At 72.7% G+C, this 20,711-nt stretch carries 16 protein-coding genes and 1 tRNA gene; 7 read left to right on the forward strand and 10 right to left on the reverse strand.

Going from position 1 to position 20,711, the window contains the following annotated elements:
• Positions 1–47 precede the first annotated feature (47 nt).
• The 3 genes from lysA to ABT095_RS12170 form a co-directional block, all read right to left on the reverse strand.
• The gene (lysA, locus tag ABT095_RS12160; RefSeq protein ID WP_350529256.1) at positions 48–1,436 is read right to left on the reverse strand and encodes a diaminopimelate decarboxylase; all 1,389 of its coding nucleotides are present in this window, start codon (positions 1,434–1,436) and stop codon (positions 48–50) included.
• A 101-nt stretch (positions 1,437–1,537) separates the two neighbouring features.
• Entirely contained in the window at positions 1,538–3,199 is a 1,662-nt protein-coding gene (gene argS / locus ABT095_RS12165) for an arginine--tRNA ligase (RefSeq protein ID WP_350529257.1), read from the reverse strand.
• A 79-nt stretch (positions 3,200–3,278) separates the two neighbouring features.
• Positions 3,279–3,764, reverse strand: coding sequence for a response regulator (locus ABT095_RS12170; RefSeq protein WP_350529258.1), 486 nt, complete (start codon positions 3,762–3,764; stop codon positions 3,279–3,281).
• A 147-nt stretch (positions 3,765–3,911) separates the two neighbouring features.
• On the opposite strand from ABT095_RS12170, the gene ABT095_RS12175 reads away from it, so the two are divergent.
• The 3 genes from ABT095_RS12175 to ABT095_RS12185 all read left to right on the forward strand — a co-directional run bounded on the left by ABT095_RS12175 (position 3,912) and on the right by ABT095_RS12185 (position 4,708).
• A tRNA-Arg gene (locus tag ABT095_RS12175) sits at positions 3,912–3,983 on the forward strand.
• Positions 3,984–4,096: 113 nt separating this feature from the next.
• A complete protein-coding gene (locus ABT095_RS12180) occupies positions 4,097–4,321 on the forward strand; it encodes a hypothetical protein (RefSeq protein ID WP_350529259.1) in 225 nt (74 codons plus the stop codon).
• 81 nt (positions 4,322–4,402) lie between these two features.
• Positions 4,403–4,708 (forward strand): hypothetical protein, encoded by a 306-nt coding sequence (locus ABT095_RS12185; protein WP_350529260.1) that lies wholly within the window; start codon positions 4,403–4,405, stop codon positions 4,706–4,708.
• Here ABT095_RS12185 and ABT095_RS12190 read toward each other — a convergent pair.
• The 4 genes from ABT095_RS12190 to ABT095_RS12205 all read right to left on the reverse strand — a co-directional run bounded on the left by ABT095_RS12190 (position 4,678) and on the right by ABT095_RS12205 (position 10,147).
• Positions 4,678–5,604, reverse strand: a complete 927-nt coding sequence (locus tag ABT095_RS12190; protein ID WP_350529261.1) for a trypsin-like serine peptidase — start codon at positions 5,602–5,604, stop codon at positions 4,678–4,680. The two genes, ABT095_RS12185 and ABT095_RS12190, sit on opposite strands and share 31 nt — an antisense overlap.
• Positions 5,605–5,806: 202 nt before the next feature.
• Positions 5,807–6,706 (reverse strand): carbohydrate kinase family protein, encoded by a 900-nt coding sequence (locus tag ABT095_RS12195; protein ID WP_350529262.1) that lies wholly within the window; start codon positions 6,704–6,706, stop codon positions 5,807–5,809.
• A gap of 57 nt (positions 6,707–6,763) precedes the next feature.
• Positions 6,764–8,347, reverse strand: coding sequence for an MFS transporter (locus ABT095_RS12200; protein ID WP_502884859.1), 1,584 nt, complete (start codon positions 8,345–8,347; stop codon positions 6,764–6,766).
• A gap of 87 nt (positions 8,348–8,434) precedes the next feature.
• The gene (locus ABT095_RS12205; protein ID WP_350529264.1) at positions 8,435–10,147 is read right to left on the reverse strand and encodes a DUF885 domain-containing protein; all 1,713 of its coding nucleotides are present in this window, start codon (positions 10,145–10,147) and stop codon (positions 8,435–8,437) included.
• Between the two features lie 105 nt (positions 10,148–10,252).
• Here ABT095_RS12205 and ABT095_RS12210 point away from each other — a divergent pair, with 105 nt between their 5' ends.
• Complete coding sequence (locus ABT095_RS12210) at positions 10,253–11,044, forward strand: TetR/AcrR family transcriptional regulator (protein WP_350529265.1); 792 nt, start codon at positions 10,253–10,255, stop codon at positions 11,042–11,044.
• Positions 11,045–11,100: 56 nt separating this feature from the next.
• On the opposite strand, the gene ABT095_RS12215 is transcribed toward ABT095_RS12210, so the two are convergent.
• Positions 11,101–11,952 (reverse strand): fumarylacetoacetate hydrolase family protein, encoded by an 852-nt coding sequence (locus ABT095_RS12215; protein ID WP_350529266.1) that lies wholly within the window; start codon positions 11,950–11,952, stop codon positions 11,101–11,103.
• A 155-nt stretch (positions 11,953–12,107) separates the two neighbouring features.
• The gene (locus ABT095_RS12220; RefSeq protein ID WP_350529267.1) at positions 12,108–13,292 is read right to left on the reverse strand and encodes a serine/threonine-protein kinase; all 1,185 of its coding nucleotides are present in this window, start codon (positions 13,290–13,292) and stop codon (positions 12,108–12,110) included.
• 123 nt (positions 13,293–13,415) lie between these two features.
• Between ABT095_RS12220 and ABT095_RS12225 the strand changes: the two genes are divergently transcribed.
• Both ABT095_RS12225 and ABT095_RS12230 read left to right on the forward strand, forming a co-directional pair.
• Positions 13,416–15,266: an FAD/NAD(P)-binding protein gene (locus tag ABT095_RS12225; RefSeq protein WP_350529268.1), complete on the forward strand. Its 1,851-nt coding sequence runs from the start codon at positions 13,416–13,418 to the stop codon at positions 15,264–15,266.
• 136 nt (positions 15,267–15,402) lie between these two features.
• Positions 15,403–17,685, forward strand: a complete 2,283-nt coding sequence (locus ABT095_RS12230; RefSeq protein WP_350529269.1) for an FdhF/YdeP family oxidoreductase — start codon at positions 15,403–15,405, stop codon at positions 17,683–17,685.
• A 42-nt stretch (positions 17,686–17,727) separates the two neighbouring features.
• Here ABT095_RS12230 and ABT095_RS12235 read toward each other — a convergent pair whose 3' ends face one another.
• A complete protein-coding gene (locus ABT095_RS12235; protein WP_350529270.1) occupies positions 17,728–19,182 on the reverse strand; it encodes a C40 family peptidase in 1,455 nt (484 codons plus the stop codon).
• A 363-nt stretch (positions 19,183–19,545) separates the two neighbouring features.
• Here ABT095_RS12235 and ABT095_RS12240 point away from each other — a divergent pair, with 363 nt between their 5' ends.
• Complete coding sequence (locus ABT095_RS12240) at positions 19,546–20,703, forward strand: inorganic phosphate transporter (RefSeq protein ID WP_350529271.1); 1,158 nt, start codon at positions 19,546–19,548, stop codon at positions 20,701–20,703.
• The last annotated feature ends 8 nt before the right edge of the window (positions 20,704–20,711 follow it).

Consider the following 20,711-nt stretch of genomic DNA (forward strand, 5'->3'; position numbering starts at 1 on the left):
TTTCGCGGAGATCTACGGACGTTCCACGATCTGAGACAAGGATTTCGTCATCCGATATCGAGACGCAGGAGATCCTCCTCCGTCTCACGGCGCACGATCACCCGTGCCCCGTCCGCCCCGACGGCCACCACCGGCGGCCGCAGCGCGTGGTTGTAGTTGCTCGCCATCGAGCGGCAGTAGGCCCCGGTCGCGGGCACCGCGATCAGGTCACCCGGTGCCAGGTCGGCGGGCAGGAAGGCGTCCCGGACGACGATGTCGCCCGACTCGCAGTGCTTGCCGACCACCCTGACCAGCATCGGGTCGGCGTCCGAGCTCCTGCTGACCAGCGCGACCGAGTACTCGGCGTCGTACAGCGCGGTGCGGATGTTGTCCGACATCCCGCCGTCCACGCTGACGTACGTGCGCAAGCCAGGCAGCGGCTTGACGGTGCCGACCTCGTACAGTGTGAAGGCCGTCGGACCGACGATCGCCCGGCCGGGCTCGACGCTGAGGCGGGGGACGCCCAGACCCGCCGCCGCGCACTCCCGGCGGACGATCTCCGCCAGCGCGGCCGCGATCTCGGCGGGCTGCTTGGGGTCGTCCTCGCTGGTGTACGCGATGCCGAGGCCGCCGCCGAGGTCCAGCTCGGGCAGCTCGACGCCGTGCTCGTCCCGGATCTGCGCGAGCAGGCCGACCAGGCGGCGGGCGGCCACCTCGAAGCCGGCGGTGTCGAAGATCTGCGAGCCGATGTGCGAGTGGATGCCGCGCAGCTCCAGGCTGCGCTGCGCCAGGGCCCTGCGGACCCCCTCCGCCGCCGCGCCGCTGCCGAGGCTCAGCCCGAACTTCTGGTCCTCGTGCGCCGTCGCGATGAACTCGTGGGTGTGCGCCTCGACGCCGACCGTCACCCGGACCAGCACCTGCTGGCGCACCCCGTGCCGCTCGGCGATCTCCCCCAGCAGCTCGATCTCGCGGTAGGAGTCCACCACGATGTGGCCGACCCCGGTCTTCACCGCGTGCTCCAGCTCTGCCTGCGTCTTGTTGTTGCCGTGCAGCGCGATCCGCTCCGGCTCCATCCCGGCCGCCAGCGCCACCGCGAGCTCGCCCGCGCTGCACACGTCGAGGTTCAGCCCCTCCTCGCGCAGCCAGCGGACCACCGCCTTGGAGAGGAAGGCCTTGCCGGCGTAGAACACGTCGGCTCCCTCGAACGCCTCCCGCCAGGACCGCGCCCGGGCCCGGAAGTCCTGCTCGTCCATCACGTACGCCGGGGTGCCGTACTCGGCGGCCAGCGCCCTGACGTCGAGACCGCCGACGGTGACCACCCCGTCCTCGCGGCGCGCCACCGTGGCGGACCACACCTTCGGATCCAGCGCGTTCAGATCGCTCGGCGGGGCCAGGTAGTGGCCCTCGGGCAGCAGGTCGCCGTGGCGGGGGCCTGCGGGGTGAGCGGAGCGGCTCATCTGCGGTCTCTTCTCTGTGCTGGCTCTGCTGGTTACGACAAGGGGCGGTGACAGCCGTTCCGGCCGTCACCGCCCCTGATCGCACTGCGTGTCGTGCGGGCTTACATCCGCTCGGGGGCGGAGACGCCGAGGAGGGCGAGGCCGTTGGCGAGGACCGTACGCGTGGCCTCCACGAGCCAGAGGCGGGCACGGTGCGTGTCCGTCATCTCCTCGTCGCCCTTCGGCAGGAACATGCAGTTGTCGTACAGGCGGTGGTAGACCCCGGCCAGGTCCTCCAGGTAGCGGGCCACGTGGTGCGGCTCGCGCAGCTGGCCGGCCTTCGTCAGGATGCGCGGGAACTCGCTCAGCTCGCCGAGCATGTCCTTCTCCCACTGCGTCGACAGCAGCTCGGGTTTGAACGCCTCGGCCGTGCCCTTGTCGACACCCAGCTCGGCCGCCTTGCGGGCGACGCCGCACATCCGCGTGTGCGCGTACTGGACGTAGTAGACGTGGTTCTCGTTGCGCTGGCTGGTGAGCACGTCGATGTCGAGCGTGATCGTGGAGTCCGTGGAGGAGCGGGCCAGCGTGTACCGGGCCGCGTCCACGCCGATCCAGTCGACGACGTCGTCGATCGTGATGATGTTGCCGGCCCGCTTGGACATGCGGACCTCTTCGCCGTCGCGAAGCATCTTCACGAACTGGCCGATCATCACCTCGATGTTGCGGTTCATGTCGTCGCCCGCGCAGGCGGCGATGGCCTTGAGCCGGTTCACGTAGCCGTGGTGGTCGGCGCCGAGCATGTAGACCGAGACCTCGGAGCCGCGGTCGCGCTTGCTCAGGTAGTACGCGGCGTCGGCGGCGAAGTACGTGGTCTCGCCGTCGGCCTTGATCAGGACGCGGTCCTTGTCGTCACCGAAGTCGGTGGTGCGCAGCCAGATCGCGCCGTCCTGGTCGAAGACGTGGCCCTGCTCGCGCAGGCGGCCGATCGCCTTCTCCACCGCGCCGCTGTCGTGCAGCGACTTCTCGGAGAACCAGGTGTCGAAGTGCACGCCGAACTCGGTCATCGAGCGCTGGATCTCGGCGACCATCAGGGCCAGGCCCTGGGTGCGGAAGATCTCCAGCTGCTCGGCCTCGGTCAGCTCGAGCACGCCGGGGACGGCCTCGGTGATCGCCTTGGCGATGTCCACGATGTACTCGCCCACGTACCCGTCCGCGGGCACCGGGCGGCCGTTCGCGGCGGCCTGCAGCGAGGCGGCGAACTTGCTGATCTGCACGCCGGCGTCGTTGAGGTAGTACTCGGTCGCCACGTCGGCGCCGCTCGCCTTGAGCACGCGCGCCAGCGAGTCGCCGACGGCGGCCCAGCGGACGCCGCCGATGTGGATCGGGCCGGTGGGGTTCGCGCTGACGAACTCCAGGTTGATCTTCAGGCCCTTGAGCGCCTCGTTGCGGCCGTACTCGGCGCCGGCCTCGACGATCTTGCGGGCCTGGGCACCGAGGGTGGCCGCGTCCAGGGTGATGTTCAGGAAGCCCGGGCCCGCGATGTCCACCGCGTCGACCTCGGGCAGCTCTCGCAGGCGGCTCGCCACCAGCTCGGCCACGGCTCGCGGCGGCATGCCTGCCGGCTTCGCGAGCTGGAGGGCCACGTTCGTCGCGTAGTCGCCGTGGTCCCTGTTCTTCGGCCGCTCGACCGTCACCTGCTCGGGCACGGCGACGGTCAGCTCGCCCGCCTCGACGGCGGCGCTCACTGCGGCTTGGACTGCCTGGGAAAGCTCTGCGGGTGTCACGACGCCAAGCGTAGGGGAGAGCGCCGCCGGGGCCGCACCCGGTTTACCCGTTGAGACGCTGCTCTCCTGCTTCCGGCCCTCAGCTGTACTGCCCGCCGGGGCCGTTGCGGCCCGTTCGCCGTGAGCGAAATCCGGCGGCGGCGTCGCCGAAGCCGTACGCGAAGCCCTCGCGGGCGCCGTTCTCCCCGTCACTCAGCGCCATCAGCCGGCGGACCAACGCCACCAGATCCGCCGGGTCGAACGGCTTCGCCAGATACCCGTCGACCCCGACCGAGGCACCCCGGTCCAAGTCCGCCGGCGTGCACGCGCTCACTATCGCGATCGGCAGCCGGCACGTCTCGGGCAGCGCCCGCAGCCGGGCCGCCGTCCGCAGCCCGTCCAGCCGGGGCATCACCACATCCAGCGTCACCACGTCCGGCCGGACCCGGCGCACCACCTCCAGGCACTCCGCCCCGTCGGCAGCCGTCACCACCTGGAACCCTTCCAGCTCCAGGTTGACCCTGATCAGTTGGCGGATCACCTCGCTGTCGTCCACCACGAGGACCCGCCCGAACGCACCGGACACATCACCGAGGGTAGCCACTCCCCCGCCCACCCGTCCGGCCTTTCCCGACACTCCTCCCCACCCCCGCCGAAACCCGTGCACGGACCACCCTCCCGGCCTGCTACTGTTCTCTACGTCGCCCAGCAAGATCGGGCAACACCAGAGCAGGCCCCCGTAGCTCAGGGGATAGAGCACCGCCCTCCGGAGGCGGGTGCGCAGGTTCGAATCCTGCCGGGGGCACTTCGCAAGAAGTGCAGACACAGGCCCAGGCCAGCGGAGTCAGTCCGCAGGTTCTGGGCCTTCGTCGTGTCCGAGGCCTGTTGCCGGCCGCGGCGGCATGACAGCCTCGGCGTATGACCTTGTCCTTACGGTGCCCGTACTGCTCGACGGATCTCCGCCCCGACGAGCCGGCGGTCGGCACGACCTACCGCGGCGGGCGCCGGTGGCTCCCCCAGGTCCGGGACACTCACCATGGCGGCCCGGATTTCTACATCCATCCCCACTGCTACGCCGAGCAGCACGGCGAGGCGGAACTGGACGCCGTCAGAGGCCTGCAGGGCCCCGACCCGCAGGCCTGACCCCCGTACCAGAGGCCGGGCGGCCCATCGAAAGTGCTCATGCAGGGGCCCGCAGGGGCGTGGCGGCGTGACAATCCCGGCATGGCGGCTGGTGACTGGGTTGAGGCCGGGCTCGGGGTCGGGGCGATGGGGGTGAGTTGGGGGCTCAGCTCCGTGGTGGGGGGTGGGCGGAGTCACTGGGAGTGGGTGCCCGGGGTGTTCGGGGTGGTGGAGGTGGTGGGGGCGCTGCCGCGGGCGGTGGGCGCCCCGGCGGGGGTGCTGCTGTGGACGGACACGGTGGGGCGGGCCGTGTGGAACACCGGGGCGTACTTGGTGGTGCGCGCCGCGGTGCTGGGAGTCCGCCGGGTGACCCGGCGTCAGGAGGAGGCGGAGACGGCCTGCTGGTAGAGGGTGCCTATGGTGTGGTCGAAGTAGGCACCGTAGGAGGTGTCGTCGGTGTCGCCGCCCTGCTGGTAGCCGCCGATGACGCCGATGACCTGGTTGGTGTCGGTGTCGATGAAGGGGCCTCCGCTGGTGCCGCCGGAGTAGGAGGGGCAGTCGATGCGGCGCTGGAAGGTGTCCTGCCGGCTGGTCACGTTGGTGCAGAGCAGGGGGAGTTCGGCACTGTCCGGGTAGCCGTAGAGGCGGACGGTGTCGGTGAAGGGGGCGTCCAGGCCGAGGACGGTGCCGCCGACCGCGTCCTCGATGTTGGTGGTGCCGTTCTCGGCGATCTGGAGGATCGCGTAGTCCTCGTCCTGGTCGCCGCTCGCGGTCCAGCCGTCGGCGAGGAAGACCTTGGTGACCTGCCAGACGCCGGACGGCGTCTGGCCGTTGCGGTAGCCGGGGGCGAAGAGCAGGCCGGCGGGGGTCGCGCTCACGCAGTGCGCGGCGGTGAGCACCAGGTTCTTGGTGCTGCTGTGCAGCACGCTGGCCGAGCAGGTGTGGTTGGCCGTCGGCGTCGAGCCGGTGAAGAGCACACCGACCCGGCCGGACTCGGCCGTCACCGGCGCCGTCGCGGTGGTGCCGAGCGCGACCGGCGGGACGACCTGGGAGCTGCCCTGGGTCGGCGAACTGCCCGCTCCCTGCCCCGACTGTGCAACCGGAGCGGGCTCCGCAGCGTTAGAAGGGGAGGGGGAGGGAGAAGCGGAGGGGGACGGCGAAGCGGAGGGCGAGGGAGCGGCGGCGGCCACCCGGGAGGCGGCGGTCTGCGGGCGGCTGGTGAAGGCCGTGGCCTCGCTGGTGAGGGTGTCGATGCCCGCGATCGTCGCGATCAGGCCCAGTGCGAGGGCTGAGGTCAGCGCCACGGGTCGACGGTACATGCGCCGGCGTGCCTTTCGATGACGGCTCATCAGGTACGTGACTCCTGCCCACCCTGCGGTCCCGGTACGCGCCCGATCCTACGAGCACGGTCCGACTATGTGCTGATCACCTGGAAATCCCGTGATCCTATGCTGGGAGCGCTGTGAGAATCGCCTGGTCCGCAGTGTGCCTTTCCTCACCGAACCCTCACACAGGCAGGGCTTCCACCAGCGCCTCGGCGGTGATGAGGGCCGTGTGCGTACCGGCCCCGGTGCAGGCGTGGGCGCCGGCCACGGCGCCGGCCCGGGCGCAGTCGAGGGGCGGACGCCCGGCGAGCCAGGAGTGCAGGAAGCCGCTCACGTAGGCGTCCCCGGCGCCGTTGGTGTCGACCACCGGCCGGTCCGGGTCGACAGCCGGGATGTGCACCGCAGGACCGGAACGCGTGAGCAGGTGGCTCCCGGCCGCGCCGTCGGTGGCGACCACCAGCCGGGCCCGCCCCTCGGCGAGGATCCGTCGCATGACGTCTTCGTGCCGCCCCCGGCAGCCGGCCACGGAGAGGAAGACCAGGTCGGCGCCGAGCGCGTACGGGCGGTGGTGCTCCTGCGAGCCGTCCCAGTCGTGCAGGTCGGTGGAGCTGCTCAGGCCGCGGCGGCGCAGCTCGGCGAAGAGGCCGGCCCCGACGCCGGTGATGGACACGTGGACGTGCCGGGCCCGGTCCAGGTACGGCGCGCAGAACTCGGGCGGCAGCCGCAGCCCGGCCGGGTGCCGGCCGTCGTAGAAGGAGAACCGGCGGCCCTCGAGGTCCACCAGGTTGACCGAGCGCGAGGTGCCGTGCGCAGAGACCAGGTGGTCGAACGGGAGGCCGTGCCGGGCGAACTCGGCCCGCACCAGCTCGCCCTGCGGATCGTTACCGAGGTAGTCGAGCAGCTGGGTGCGCAGCCCGAGCGCGTGGCAGCCGAGGGCGACGCCGGAGCCGGTGTGCGCCACGTAGTCGTGCACCGGCGGGACACCCGCCGACTCCCCCGGAGGGAGGGCGAGCCGCTCGACCCGGACGATCGTGTCGACCCCGACCCCGCCCACCACCAGTACGTCCAGCGCATCGTCCATGGGCCCTCACGAAACCCCTTGCAGAAGGATTCCGCAAGGGGTTTCACCAAGGAACGGTCAGGCGAGCGCCTGGGCCGTGGCGTCGGCGCTCTCCCCTTCCGCCTCACCGGGTGCCGGCCGGTGGTCGACCATCAGGAAGGCGATCACGGCGGCCGCGATCAGGATGCCCATCGCCACCCCGGTGGCGACGGCGAAGCCGTGCACCTGGCCCTGCTTGGCGACCAGTGCGATGTGCGCGTCCCGGGTCGCCAGGTAGCTGGTGGTGACGCTGGCGGCGATGGTGTTGAGCAGGGCCGTGCCGATCGAACCGCCGACCTGCTGGGCGCTGTTGATGGTGGCCGAGGCCGCGCCGACCTCGTGCGGGGAGACGCCCAGGGTGGCCAGGCTCATCGAGGGCATGAAGACCAGGCCCATCCCGGCGCCGAGCAGCAGCTCGGCGGGCAGCACCATGCCGAGGTAGGAGCTGTCCACCTTCATCTGGGTCAGCCAGGCCATGCCGCCGGCGGCCAGCAGCAGCCCGGGCACGATCAGCGCCCGCGAGGGCACCCTGGTCATCAGCCGGGCCGCGATGCCGGTGGAGCTGCCGATGATGGCGGCCGTCATCGGCAGGTACGAGATGCCGGTCTTGAGCGGCGAGTACCCCTTGACCGCCTGCAGGTAGTACGTCAGGAAGAGGAACAGGCCGAACATGCCGACCACGGCCAGACCGACCGAGAGCGCGGCGCCGCCGCGGTTGCGGTCGGCCACGATGTGCAGCGGCAGCAGGGCGTGCCTGGTGCGCCGCTCGACCAGGACGAACACGGCCAGCAGGGCGAGGCCCAGACCCAGTGCGGTGAGCACCAGCCAGTCGCCCCAGCCGCGCCCGGAGGCCTCGGAGGTGCCGTAGACGATGGCCAGCAGGCCGCCGCAGCCGAGCAGTGCGCCGGGCAGGTCGAGCCTGACCCGGTGGCCCTTGTCGATGTGGTCCCGCTTGAGCAGGTAGAACGCGCCGAGCGCGGCGCCGATGGCGATCGGCACGTTGACGAACAGGCACCAGCGCCAGTCCAGGTACTCGGTGAGCAGACCGCCCGCGATGAAGCCGATCGCGGCGCCGCCGCCCGCGATGGCGCCGAAGATGCCGAAGGCGGTGGCGCGTTCGCGCGGGTCGCTGAAGGTGTTGGAGAGCAGCGACAGGGCCGAGGGGGCGAGCACGGCACCGAAGCCGCCCTGCAGGGCGCGGGCGGCGAAGAGCATCGCCGGGTCGGCCGCGAAACCGCCGATGGCCGAGGCCAGGGCGAAGCCGATCAGGCCGACGGTGAAGGTCCGCTTGCGGCCGAAGAGGTCGCCGATCCGGCCGCCGAGGAGCAGCAGGCCGCCGAAGGCGAGGGTGTAGGCCGTGATGACCCACTGCCGGTTGCCGTCGGAGATGCCCAGGTCGTGCTGGGCGGACGGGAGCGCGACGTTCACGATGGTCGCGTCCAGCACGATCATCAACTGGGCGATGGCGATGACCGCTAGGGCCCACCAGCGACGCGGATCCGCCGAGGATTCGTCAGGAGCGTGCACGTGGGACACCTTGGGCCGCCTTCCGGAGGGTGCAGGGGCGGGGCGCACACAGCGCTGCCTCAAGGGAAGCTCGCGGATCGGCCATGGGCAAGGCATTTTCCAACAAAAACCACGAAATGGGACAAAAGGACCAGGCCCAGGTCCCACTGCTGCAGGACCTGGGCCTCGGGTACTCGGGACGGCTCAGAGCGCGGAGAGCTCGCTGACCAGGTCGTCCAGCCCGAGCGAGCCCTGCGACAGGGCCGCCATGTGCCAGGCCTTGAGGTCGAACTCCTCACCGCGTGCCTCGGCGGCGGCCTTCGCCGCGGCCCGGCCGCTCAGCCAGGCCCGCTCGCCCAGCTTGTAGCCGATCGCCTGGCCGGGCAGGCCGAGGTAGCGGATCAGCTCGCTGTCCAGGAACTCGGCGGAGAGCCCGCAGTACTGCCCGAAGAACTCGCGGGCCAGCTCGGGGGTCATCGCCTCGCCCGGGTGGAACGGCGAGCCGGCCGGGAAGGACAGCTCGGCGTGCATGCCGATGTCCACGATGACCCGCAGCGCGCGCATCATCTGGGCGTTCAGGTACCCGAGCCGGGCGCCCGGGTCGGTGAGGTAGCCCAGCTCGTCCATCAGGCGCTCGGCGTACAGCGCCCAGCCCTCGATGTTCGCGCTCACCCCGCCCAGGGTGACCTGGTAGGTGGAGAGCCGGTCGGCCAGGTAGGTCCACTGCGCGAGCTGCAGGTGGTGGCCCGGCACGCCCTCGTGGTACCAGGTGGAGACCAAGTCCCAGATCGGGAAGCTCTCCCGGCCGAGGGTGGCCAGCCAGGTGCGGCCGGGGCGGGAGAAGTCCAGCGAGGGCTGGGTGTAGTACGGCGCGGCGGCGCTGCCGGGCGGGGCGATCCGGGACTCGACCTTGAGCAGCGGCTCGGCCAGGTCGAAGTGCACGCCCTGCAGGTCGCTGATCGCCTGGTCCATCAGGCCCTGGAGGTACTCGCGGGCGTTCTCCTCACCCTTGACGGCCGGGCCCTCGGTCTCCAGCCACTTCATGGCCGCCATCGGCGTGGCGCCGGGCCGCACCTTCTCGGCCTCCACCCGCATCTGGGCGTCCAGCTCGTGGAACTGCTCCCAGGCCCAGCCGTACGCCTCGTCCAGGTCGAGGTCGGAGCCGGTCCAGTAGCGGACCCAGCGGGCGTAGCGCTCGCGCCCGATCGCGTCCGGGGCGCCGGCCACGGCGGGGCCGTACACGTCGCGCAGCCAGTCGCGCAGCTCCGCGAAGGCGGCATTGGCGGCCACGGCGGTGTCGGTCAGGCCGTCCCGCAGGGCCTCGGGGGCGGCGCTGACGAAGTCGCCGAACCAGCCGCCGGGGGTGTCGCCGGCGAGCCACTCTCCGATCTGCCCGACCACGGTGACCACCTGGCGCGGGCCGGCGGGCAGCTCGCGCTCGAGCCCGGCGGTGAGCAGCGCGCGGTACTGCTCCAGCGCGAGCGGCAGCCGGGCCATCCGGCGGCCGACGGCGGCCCAGTCCTCGTCCGTCTCGGTCCGGAGCTGGTTGAACACCTCACGCAGGCTGTGCACCGGCGAGCCGAGGTTGCGCACGGCGCGGAAGTTCTCGCCCTCGTCGTGCACGGCCAGTTCGGCCGTCAGCCGCTCGCGCAGCAGCCGGGCGCAGCGCCGCTCCTCCGGGTCCTCGACCGGGCCGGCCGCCTCGACGGCGTCGAGCTGGGAGAGGGTGCGGCGGATGAGGTCCGCGGTGGCCTCGTGGCCCTCGGGCGAGAGGTCCGGCAGCCGGTCGTCCTCCGGGTTGAGGCCCAGGTAGACGGCGGTCAGCGGATCGAGTGCCGCGAGGGCGTGGACATAGGCGTCGGCGATCCGGCGTGGGGTGGTGCCGTCCGCGGGTGGGGTGATCAGTTCTGCGACCATCCGGCCATCCTTTCGCACCCGGGCCGGTTTTCAAGCCCCTTTGAGCCGGCCTTGACCGCCTCCGGACACGGGCCAAGCAGCCCGACGGCCATTACGCTGACCGCCATGGCAGCCAGCGCAGCGCTCACCCCGGAATCCCCCACTCCGGCCGGCCCGGAAGGAGGGAGCGAAACCGGCCGCTCCAGACGGGCCGGGTACCGGCGGCTGCCGGTACAGCAGCGGCGCGAGCAGCTGATCTCGGTGGCCCTGGAGCTGTTCAGCTCCCGGCCGCCGGAGGAGGTCAGCCTGGACGACGTCGCGGAGGCCGCCGGCGCCTCCCGGCCGCTGGTCTACCGGTACTTCACCGGCGGCAAGCAGCAGCTGTACGAAGCGGCGCTGCGCAGCGCGGCCGAGGAGCTGATCAGCCGGTTCTCGATCACCACCGCCGGTACGCCGAGCAGCCAGCTGGCGGCGGTGCTCGACAGCTACTTCTCCTTCGTCGCCGAGCACGACACCGGGTACGGCGCGCTGCTGCGCGGCGGCTCGGTGGTGGAGACGGCGCGGACCTCGGCGATCGTGGACGAGGTGCGGCGGGTCGCGCTGCGGCGGACGCTGCGCTACCTGGGCGTCCGGGAGGCCGGGCCGCGGCTGACGCTGCTGGTGCGCTCGTGGATCTCGGTGGTCGAGGCCGCGTCGCTGAGCTGGCTGGACGAAGGGCGGCAGATCCCGCCGGAGTCCCTGCGGGACTGGCTGGTGGACGAGTTCGTGGCGATGACGGCGGCCACGGCGGTGCACGACGAGCAGACGGCGCGCGTACTCGAGCTGCTGCTCGCACTGGAGGCGCCGGACGGGCCGGCGGTGGCGCTGACCGAGCGGCTGCGCGAAGTCCGGGCGCTGCGGCGGCGCGCGGCGGGCTAGGGCCAGGTCCCCGGGAGGGCCTCCCGACCCCCGTGCCAGGGGTCGGGCGGCGGCGGTTACGCCTCGCCGAGGACCTGGCGCTGGCGGCCGAGGCCCTGGACCTCCAGCTCCACCACGTCCGAGGGCCGCAGGAAGGCGGCGCCGGGGTGGCCGAGGGTGACGCCGGCCGGAGTGCCGGTGATGATCACGTCACCGGGCTCGAGCACCATGAAGTGGCTGACGTAGCGGACCAGTTCGAGCACCGGGAAGATCATCTTCTCGGTGCTGCCGTCCTGCCGCAGCTCCCCGTTGACCCAGAGCTTGAGCGACAGCCGCTGCGGGTCGCCGACTTCGTCCGGGGTGACCAGCCAGGGGCCGAGCGGGGTGAAGGTCTCGGCGGACTTGCCCTTGTCCCACTGGCCGCCGCGGTCGAACTGGAAGGCCCGCTCGGTCACGTCGTTGACGGCCGCGTACCCGGCGATCACGGCGGCGGCGGCCTCGTGGCTCTCCAGGTACCGCGCGGTGCGGCCGATCACCACGGCGAGCTCGACCTCGTAGTCGGTCTTCTCGCCGCCGCGCGGCACCAGCACCTCGTCGTCCGGGCCGACCACGGTGTAGCTCGGCTTGAGGAAGATCACCGGCTCGGCGGGGAGCTGGGCTCCGGCCTCGGCCGCGTGGTCGCGGTAGTTGAGGCCGATCCCGACCACCTTGCCCGGGCGCGGCACGGGAGCGCCGATCCGCTGCCCCTCGATCACCACCGGCGGCAGGTCACCCGCCGCCACCGCCCGGCCGAGCTCGGCCGGGTCCAGCCCGGCGAGGAAGGCACCGTCGAGGTCCGCCGTCCGCCCCGAGAGGTCGTACGCGGCGCCGTCCTGGCCCAGCACCACCGGACGCTCGGCGCCCAAAGGGCCCACACGGAGGAGCTTCACTGCTCATCACCACCTGGTTCGTCGCATCTCGCCGGGGAGGCCGCACACCTCTCCCGTCCTATGCAGCCGAGGTATATCAACCGGCTCCACCTGCGAACCAGGGGTGTCTCATCGGCCAGTTCCTATCAATTCATCCAACTTGGACAGTTGACGAATCAGGTGCCCGCACGCTTGACAGCGCCCAGTGCGGCCAGCTCCCCGACCGGCACGGCCGCCCCCGGGGGCAGCTCGCCCTCCAGCCGCCGCCGGTCCGCCGCCAGCCCCTCGGCCCCCGGCGCCAGCCGGTCCAGCTCGCGCAGCAGGCCGACGGCGGCGGCCGGCTCGCCGTCGGCGGCCAGCCAGAGCGCGAGGTCGTGCGCCGTCCGCACCGTCCGCGGGTCAGCCGCCCCGTAGGCGGCGGTGAACTCGCCGACCAGCTGCCGCAGTTGGGCCACCGCCTGCCCCGCCTCGCCCGCCACCCCGAGCGCCCAGGCGGCGTCCGCCCGCCGCCGCAGCTCGCGCAGCCCGGCCGACGCGGCCAGGCCGAGCAGCCGCTCGCGCACCCGGGCCGCGTCGGCCGGGCGGTCCGCCGGGTCCTTGGCGAGCAGCTCGGTGACCAGCTGGTCCAGCTCGACGGGCAGCGCGGGGTCGGCCGCCCGGGGGCTCGGCACCGGGCCCTCGACGTGGGCGTGCATCACGGCCACCACGTCCGGGCCGGCGAACGCCCGGGCGCCGACGCTGAGTTCGTACAGCAGGCAGCCCACGGCGTAGAGGTCCACCTGGCGCTTGCCGGGCTCGCCGCGCCAGCGCTCGGGCGGCAGGTAGTGCGGGCTGCCGATCACGCTGCCGGTGGTGGTGAGGCCCAGGGTGCGGCCCTCCAGGGCGGCGATGCCGAAGTCCAGCACCTTCACCTCGCCGGCGGCGGTGACCATGATGTTCTCCGGCTTGATGTCCCGGTGCACCACCCCGGCCTGGTGCGAGGCGTGCAGGGCCTCGCAGACCTGGGCCAGCCACCGCAGCCCGACGGCTGTGGCGGGCCGCCCCCGGCGCAGCTCCTGGGCCAGCGAGCGGCCGGTGACCAGCTCCATCACCAGGTAGTGCCAGCGGGTGTCGTCCAGCACGGTCTCGCGCTGGGCGTGCACGGTGACGATGTGCGGGTGGGCGAGCCCGGCCACCGTGCGGGCCTCGGCCTTGAAGCGCTCGATGTCCTTGGGCTCGACCCCGCCCCGGCCGGAGATCACCTTGACGGCGACCTCCCGGTCGAGCCCGAGGTCCAGCGCCCGCCAGACCACCCCGAAGCCGCCCTCGCCGAGCTTCTCGATCAGCTGGTACGCCCCGTCCAGCACGTCCCCGACCCTCATCGCTCCCCCAACCCACCGCGTCGACCGACGAGTTCACCCTACGGGAGCACCCTGAGGAGATCTTGACAGTCTCCGCTGCCCACCGCGTACGATCTGCCGCACAGTGCGCGAGAGAGGCCGGCGATGAGCAGCCTGGTGATCGTCGGCGGCGGCCCGCTGGCCGTCGGGCTGCTGGCGCGGATCGGCGCCTCGGCCGCCGGGCTCCTGCGCCCGGGCCAGGCCCTGGACATCCACCTGGTCGACCCGTACCCGCCGGGCGGCGGCCGGATCTGGCGGGCCGGCCTGCCCGCATCGCTGCGCGCGAACTCACCGGCGGGCGAGATCACCGCGTACGGCACCGACCCGGGCCCGTCACTGGCCGAATGGGCCTGCGCCCAGCGGGAGTTCGCGCCGTACCGGGAGGTCGGCGACCCGGCCGTGCGGGCCGAGCTGGCCGAGCTCGGCCCGGCCGACCACCCGAGCCGGTCGGCCGTGGGCGCCTACCTGGCGTGGGCGTACCGCCGGGCGGTGGCCGCACTGCCGCCCGGGGTGAGCCTCACCGTCCACCGGGACACCGCCCGGGCGCTCTGCGGGCCGCCGGACGGGCCGCAGCTGGTCGAACTGACCGACCGGGTGCTGGCCGCCGACCACGTGGTGCTCGCCCTCGGCCACCTGGACAACGCCCCGGTGGCCGCCGAGTGCCCGACGGCCGACTTCGCCGCCCGGCACGGCCTCTTCCACCTGCTCCCGGCCGCCACCGCCGACGTCGACCTCAGCGGCATCGCCCCCGGCGAGACCCTGGTGGTACGCGGCCTCGGGCTGGCCTTCGCCGATCTGCTCGCCCTGCTCACCGAAGGGCGCGGCGGGCGCTTCGAGGAGACGGCCGCCGGTCTCCGCTACCACCGCTCCGGGCGCGAGCCGGTGATCCACGCGGGCTCCCGGCGCGGCACGCTGCTCCCCGTCCTGACCGGGCACCGGCCGGCGCCGCCCACGCGCTACCTCGACCCGGCCGCCCTGCCCGCCGGCCAGCTCCGACTCCGGCGCGACATCTGGCCGTTGCTCGCCAAAGAGCTCGGCCACGCGCACTACCACGACCTGTTCCACGCCCACCCCGAGCGCACCGCACTGCCCTGGGCCGAGTTCCTGCGCCGCTACGACCGGCAGGGCCGCTCCTCCCCCGCACCTGCCCGCCTGCTGCTCGAGGCCGTGCCAGACCCGGCCGACCGGCTCGACCTGGACGCGCTTGACCAGCCGCTCGCGGGCCGCGTCTTCGACTCCCCCGAGCTGCTCCGGGAGCACCTGCTGACGCTCAGCGGCGCCGGCGGCAGCCCGGGTGTGCGGGCCGCACTGGCCGCCGGAGCCGACCAACTCCCCCTGCTGGCCGGGCGGTTGACCGCCAGCTCGGCCGAGCTGGAGCTGGACGGCTGGTGGCTGGGCCTGCGCGGCCGGCTCGCCTCCGGCCTCCCCGCCGCCCGGCTGCGCGAGCTGGCCGCCCTGGCCGAGGCGGGCGTGCTGCACTTCCTCGGCGGCGGGCTGCAGATCGACCTGGACGAGAGCGGCGGCGCCTTCCTCGCCCACAGCCCCAACCTGCCCGGCCGCACCGTACGCGCCACCGCCCTGATCGAGGCCCGGCTGCCCCGGCACGCGCTGGGCCGGACCGGCTCGGTGCTGCTGCGCGGGCTGCTGCGCACCGGCCAGCTCCAGGAGGAGACCCGCCAGGACGGGCGGCACACCCACCGCACCGGGCTGATCGCCGTGCACCCCGGGACGGCGCGGCTGCTCGACCCCACCCTGGACGGCGCCCCGCACCCCCGCCGGGTGGCTGTCGGCCCCGCGACCGACACCCGCACCCCGGCCGCCTTCGCCCGCCCGGGAGCCGGCTCGCCCGTCCTCCGGCACCTCGACACCGTCGCCCGGGCCCTGCTGCACGCCCTGGCCGCCGCCGAGCGGGAGGACTGGCCCGGCCAGGCTCCCCTCCCGCTCCGCCCGTACTGAACCCGGCCCGCCCGGAGACGGCCCGCGTCAGGCCCACTCGCGGCCACCACCCCCTACAACCGGCCTGGTCCGGCGCCTACCATGCAGGTAGCGGCCCGGCGATGACGCCCGGCCCTGAGCAGGAGGTGCAACGGTCATGGCCAAGCAGGCCCCGCAGAGCGACCCGGCGCAGGACGCGCCCCGGGTCTCGGAGCCCCAGCACGCCGCGGCCGGGCTGCCCGCCGTCGGCCACAGCCTGCGGATGGCCGCCGAGCAGATGGGCCCGCTGCGCACCCTCGCCACCCTGAGCAAGGTCAACCAGCCGAACGGCTTCGACTGCCCGGGCTGCGCCTGGCCCGAGCCGGGCAAGACGCACACCGCCGAGTTCTGCGAGAACGGCGCCAAGGCCGTGGCCGAGGAGGCCACCGAGCGCCGGATCACCCGCGAGTTCTTCGCCGCCCACTCCGTGGCCGACCTCGCCGACAAGTCCGGCTACTGGCTGGGCCAGCAGGGCCGCCTCACCGAGCCGATGCTGCTCGACGAAGGCGCGAGCCACTACACCCCCGTCTCCTGGGAGCGGGCCTTCGAGCTGGTCGCCGAGGAGCTGCGGGCCCTCGACACCCCGGACGGCGCCGCCTTCTACACCTCCGGCCGCACCTCCAACGAAGCCGCCTTCGCGTACCAGCTCTTCGCCCGCCAGCTCGGGACCAACAACCTGCCGGACTGCTCCAACATGTGCCACGAGTCCTCCGGCTCGGCCCTGACCGAGACGCTCGGCGTCGGCAAGGGCAGCGTCAGCCTGGGGGACCTCTACCAGGCCGATCTGATCATCGTCGCGGGCCAGAACCCCGGCACCAACCACCCCCGGATGCTCTCCGCCCTGGAGCGCGCCAAGCGGGCCGGTGCGAGGATCGTCAGCGTCAACCCGCTGCCCGAGGCCGGGCTCGAGCGCTTCAAGAATCCGCAGAACGCCCGCGGTCTGGCCGGCCACGGCACCAAGCTGACCGACCTCTTCCTGCAGATCCGCCTCGGCGGCGACCTCGCGCTCTTCCGCGCGCTCAACCAGCGCCTGCTGCGCACCGAGGGCGCCGTCGACCACGAGTTCATCACCGAACACTGCCTGGGCTTCGAGGAGTTCGCCGCCGAGGCCGAGCGCACCGACCACGCCGAGGTGCTCGCCGCCACCGGGCTGCCCGAGGAGCAGATCGAGCAGCTCACCACGATGGTGCTCGGCTCGCAGAAGATCATCGTCTGCTGGGCGATGGGCCTCACCCAGCACAAGCACGCCGTGCCGACCATCCGCGAGGTGGTCAACTTCCTGCTGCTGCGCGGCAACGTCGGCCGCCCCGGCGCGGGCGTCTGCCCGGTGCGCGGGCACAGCAACGTCCAGGGCGACCGGACGATGGGCATCTTCGAGCGCCCCACCAAGGCCTTCCTCGACTCGCTCGGCAAGGAGTTCGCCTTCGAGCCGCCGCGCGAGCACGGCTACGACGCCGTCGAGACCATCCGCGCGATGCGCGACGGCAAGGTGAAGGTCTTCTTCGCGATGGGCGGCAACTTCGTCCACGCCTCCCCCGACACCGCCGTGACCGAGGCCGCGATGCGCAACTGCCGCCTCACCGTGCACGTCTCCACCAAGCTCAACCGCTCGCACGTGGTCACCGGCACCCGGGCGCTCATCCTGCCCACCCTCGGCCGCACCGACCGCGACCGCACCGTCAACGGCGAGCAGTTCGTCACCGTCGAGGATTCGATGGGCATGGTGCACTCCTCGCGCGGCGGCCTGCGGCCCCCGAGCGCCGACCTGCTCTCCGAGGTGGCCATCGTCTGCCGCCTGGCCCGGGCCGCCCTCGGCGCCGAGAACCCCGTGCCCTGGGAGGAGTTCGCGGCCTCGTACGACACCATCCGCGACCGGATCTCCCGGGTCGTGCCCGGCTTCACCGACTTCAACACCCGGGTCCGCACCCCCGGCGGCTTCGCGCTGCCGCACGGGCCGCGCGACAGCCGCACCTTCCCCACCCACACCGGGAAGGCCAACTTCACCGTCAACGAGCTCACCGCGCCCGAAGTCCCGCCGGGCCGCCTGCTGCTCCAGACGCTGCGCTCGCACGACCAGTACAACACCACCGTCTACGGCCTGGACGACCGCTACCGCGGCATCACCGGCGGGCGCCGCGTCGTACTGGTCAACCCGGCCGACGCCGCCGAACTCGGCCTGGCCGACGGCTCCTACACCGACCTGGTCGGCGAGTGGAAGGACGGCATCGAACGCCGCGCCCCGCACTTCCGCGTGGTCCACTACCCCGTCGCCCGCGGCGGCGCGGCGGCCTACTACCCGGAGACCAACGTCCTCGTCCCGCTCGACTCCACGGCGGACATCAGCAACACCCCGACCTCGAAGGCGGTCGTGATCCGCTTCGAGCCCGACTCGGGCGCGTGAAAAAGAGGGGGTGCGGCCGGCCGCACCCCCTCTTCCGTGCCGTCAGCCGGTGGCCGAGGGCGACACCGAGCCTGAGGCCGAGCTCGAATCGGACGGCGACGGCGAAGCCGTACCCGGGGTGGTCGGCGTGGTCGGCGTACCGGGCGTCGTCGGCGTGGTGGGCGTGGTGGGCGTCGTCGGGGCCGAGGGGGTCGGCTTGGTCGGGGTCGGCGTCACCGGCGGCGTGGTGGGAGCCGTCGGCGTGGGCGTCGGCGTCGGGAGGTTGACCGGCTTGGTGGGCTGGATCGGCGTCACACCGTCCGCGCCCTTCGGGATGTCCGGTACCTTCCACTGCCCGCCGGCGTCGTCCGCCGCACCCGACGGGTCGGGCCGCACCGCGCCGAGGATCGTGCTCATCCCGATCGGCGACACCTTGACCACGGCGCCGGTGTGCGGCGCCTGGACTACCAGCCCGCCGCCGATGTACATCGCGACGTGCGAGGCGTCGAAGTGGTAGACCACCAGGTCGCCCGGCCGCAGCTGGTTGAGCGGCACGTGCTGCAGCTCGGCCCACTGCTCCTGGCTGGTCCGCGGGATCGGCACCCCGGCGTGGATCCAGGCCTGCGAGGTGAGGCCCGAGCAGTCGTAGGTGTCCGGGCCCTGGGCGCCCCACTGGTAGTCCTTGCCGAGCTGCGCCATCGCGAAGGCGACGGCCTTGCGGCCGGCCTGCGAGGGGGTGCGCTCGCCCTTGCCGAGGGCGCCGGAGGCGAGGAAGGCCAGCTGGGCCTCGTCCGCCTGCTGCTTCTCCAGCTGAGCCAGCTCCTCGCGCTGGGCGCCGGTGAGCGAGGCGACCATCTGCTCGACCTCGGCGAGGCGCTTGGCCACGTCGTTCTTGGCCAGCTCCTGCTGAGCCGTCAGCGCCTTGGCCTGGGCGAGCGCCTGCTGGGCCTGCTGCTGCAGCGCGCTGAGCGCGATCCGGTCTTCCTTGAGCTTGTCGAGGAAGGCCGACTGCGAGCGCCCGGCCGCCTGCAGCAGCTCGGCGATCATGACGGCCTCGTACGGGTTCTCGGCGAGCAGCAGGTCGGCCATCTGGGAGCCGTTGCCGTTGCGGTACTGCGCGGCGGCGAGCCGCGAGGCGAGGTCGGCGCCGGCCTCCACGGCGGCCTGCTGGCGCGTCACCCGGCCGTCCAGGTCGGTCACCAGAGCCTGCTCCTTGGCCAGCTGGGCCGCGGCGCCGTTGTACTTGTCGGTGGCCGCCTCGGCCTCCTGGTAGAGCTGGTGCAGCCGGTCGAGCATCGGGCCCAGCGTCGCCTTGGCGTCGGCCAGCGGGTCGGCCCCCGGGGCCACCGTGAAGGTGGGCACCGGCGGCGCGGGCGCGGCGTAGGCGGCGGCCCCCAGCGGCAGTGAGAGCGCGGCCACGGCCAGCACCGCGCCGCAGCGCAGGGCGGCCCGCACCCACGGCCGGGTGCCGAGCCGGGTGAGCCCGCCGTCAGTCTCCGCGCGCTGTCCAGCCCCCATCGGCCCTGCCCCTCCCCATCGCGTCCGGCTCCTGCCGGACGGTCCACAGCCTGGCGTTACCGCCTGATCCTGTCATGGGCCGCCGTCAAGCAGACAGGGGGTATCCACACGATCTGACGAAATTCTCAGACTCCCTGGCAGGGCGCTGTGAGACAGCTCTCACCATACCCGGACCAAACCGGACGGCTGGGGACAAACCTGCACGTCACGGCGGTGATTGCCACCCGGTGGACGTCTCCGCGCCACCCACCTGACACCATCGGAGCCGGGATTCCCGGTTGAGTTCACCTTCCGTTCACCAACCGTCCCTACCGTCGCCGATGACATCAGCGTCAGTACGACAACTACGACGATTGTTTGGGTATGGAACACATCACGTTCCTGGTGGCCGTTGTGATCATCACGGCGCTCGCCTTCGACTTCACGAACGGCTTCCACGACACCGCCAACGCGATGGCCACGTCCATCGCGACGGGAGCCTTCAAGCCCAAGGTCGCGGTCACCGTCGCCGCGGTCCTCAACTTCGCCGGTGCCTTCCTCTCCGTGAAGGTGGCCACCACCATCTCCGGTGGCATCGTCAACGAGAAGGCCGGCATCCAGCCGTCGATCATCTTCGCGGCCCTGGCAGGCGCCATCCTGTGGAACCTGCTGACCTGGCTGCGGGGCCTGCCCTCCAGCTCCTCGCACGCGCTGTACGGCGGCCTGATCGGCGCCACCGTCGTGGGCATCGGGATGAACGGCGTGAACTTCGGCGTCGTGGTCTCCAAGATCCTGATCCCCGCCGTCGCCTCCCCGATCGTCGCCGGCGTGGCGGCCTGGGGCGCCACCAAGCTCGCGTACCTGATCACCCGCAAGGGCAACGAGGAGTCCTCCGCCAAGGGCTTCCGCAAGGGCCAGGTCTTCTCGGCCTCGCTGATCTCGCTCGCGCACGGCACCAACGACGCGCAGAAGACCATGGGCATCATCACCCTCACCCTGGTCTCCGTCGGCGCCCTGCCCAAGCACGCGCTGCCCCCCACCTGGGTCATCGTCAGCGCCGGCGCGGCCATCGCGCTCGGCACCTACATGGGCGGCTGGCGCATCATCCGCTCGATGGGCAAGGGTCTGACCGACATCCAGCCCGCCCAGGGCTTCGCCTCCGAGTCGGCCGCCGCGACGGTCATCCTCACCTCCTCGCACATGGGCTACGGCCTCTCGACCACCCAGGTCTGCTCCGGCGGCATCATGGGCGCCGGCCTCGGCAAGCCGGGCGGCACCGTCCGCTGGTCGATGGCCCGCCGCATGGTCTACACCTGGGGCCTGACCCTGCCGGCCGCCGCGCTGGTCTCCGGCGCCGCCGCCTTCGTCGCGGACAAGGGCACCTGGGGCGTCCTGCTGGTCGGCGTCGTGCTGGTCGCCGGTTCGGCCGCGATGTTCGTGATCTCCCGCCGCCAGCCCGTCCACGCGGGCAACGTCAACGAGGTCACCCCGGTGGAGGTCGCGACCTCCACCGCCGCCCCCAAGACCACCGTCGCGGCCTGAGCCCGGAA

The sequence above is a fragment of the Kitasatospora sp. NPDC002227 genome, from assembly GCF_040296285.1.
GTDB lineage: Bacteria > Actinomycetota > Actinomycetes > Streptomycetales > Streptomycetaceae > Kitasatospora.

What these genes read in the sequence shown, in the direction of transcription:
- ABT095_RS12205 (WP_350529264.1), bottom strand. Translation starts at nt 10,147, where the DNA reads ATGGTCGCAGAACTGATCACCCCACCCGCGGACGGCACCACCCCACGC.
- ABT095_RS12235 (WP_350529270.1), bottom strand. Translation starts at nt 19,182, where the DNA reads ATGGGGGCTGGACAGCGCGCGGAGACTGACGGCGGGCTCACCCGGCTC.
- ABT095_RS12240 (WP_350529271.1), top strand. Translation starts at nt 19,546, where the DNA reads ATGGAACACATCACGTTCCTGGTGGCCGTTGTGATCATCACGGCGCTC.
- ABT095_RS12195 (WP_350529262.1), bottom strand. Translation starts at nt 6,706, where the DNA reads ATGGACGATGCGCTGGACGTACTGGTGGTGGGCGGGGTCGGGGTCGAC.
- ABT095_RS12230 (WP_350529269.1), top strand. Translation starts at nt 15,403, where the DNA reads ATGGCCAAGCAGGCCCCGCAGAGCGACCCGGCGCAGGACGCGCCCCGG.
- ABT095_RS12225 (WP_350529268.1), top strand. Translation starts at nt 13,416, where the DNA reads ATGAGCAGCCTGGTGATCGTCGGCGGCGGCCCGCTGGCCGTCGGGCTG.
- ABT095_RS12180 (WP_350529259.1), top strand. Translation starts at nt 4,097, where the DNA reads ATGACCTTGTCCTTACGGTGCCCGTACTGCTCGACGGATCTCCGCCCC.
- lysA (WP_350529256.1), bottom strand. Translation starts at nt 1,436, where the DNA reads ATGAGCCGCTCCGCTCACCCCGCAGGCCCCCGCCACGGCGACCTGCTG.
- ABT095_RS12185 (WP_350529260.1), top strand. Translation starts at nt 4,403, where the DNA reads ATGGCGGCTGGTGACTGGGTTGAGGCCGGGCTCGGGGTCGGGGCGATG.
- ABT095_RS12220 (WP_350529267.1), bottom strand. Translation starts at nt 13,292, where the DNA reads ATGAGGGTCGGGGACGTGCTGGACGGGGCGTACCAGCTGATCGAGAAG.
- ABT095_RS12210 (WP_350529265.1), top strand. Translation starts at nt 10,253, where the DNA reads ATGGCAGCCAGCGCAGCGCTCACCCCGGAATCCCCCACTCCGGCCGGC.
- ABT095_RS12200 (WP_502884859.1), bottom strand. Translation starts at nt 8,347, where the DNA reads ATGCCTTGCCCATGGCCGATCCGCGAGCTTCCCTTGAGGCAGCGCTGT.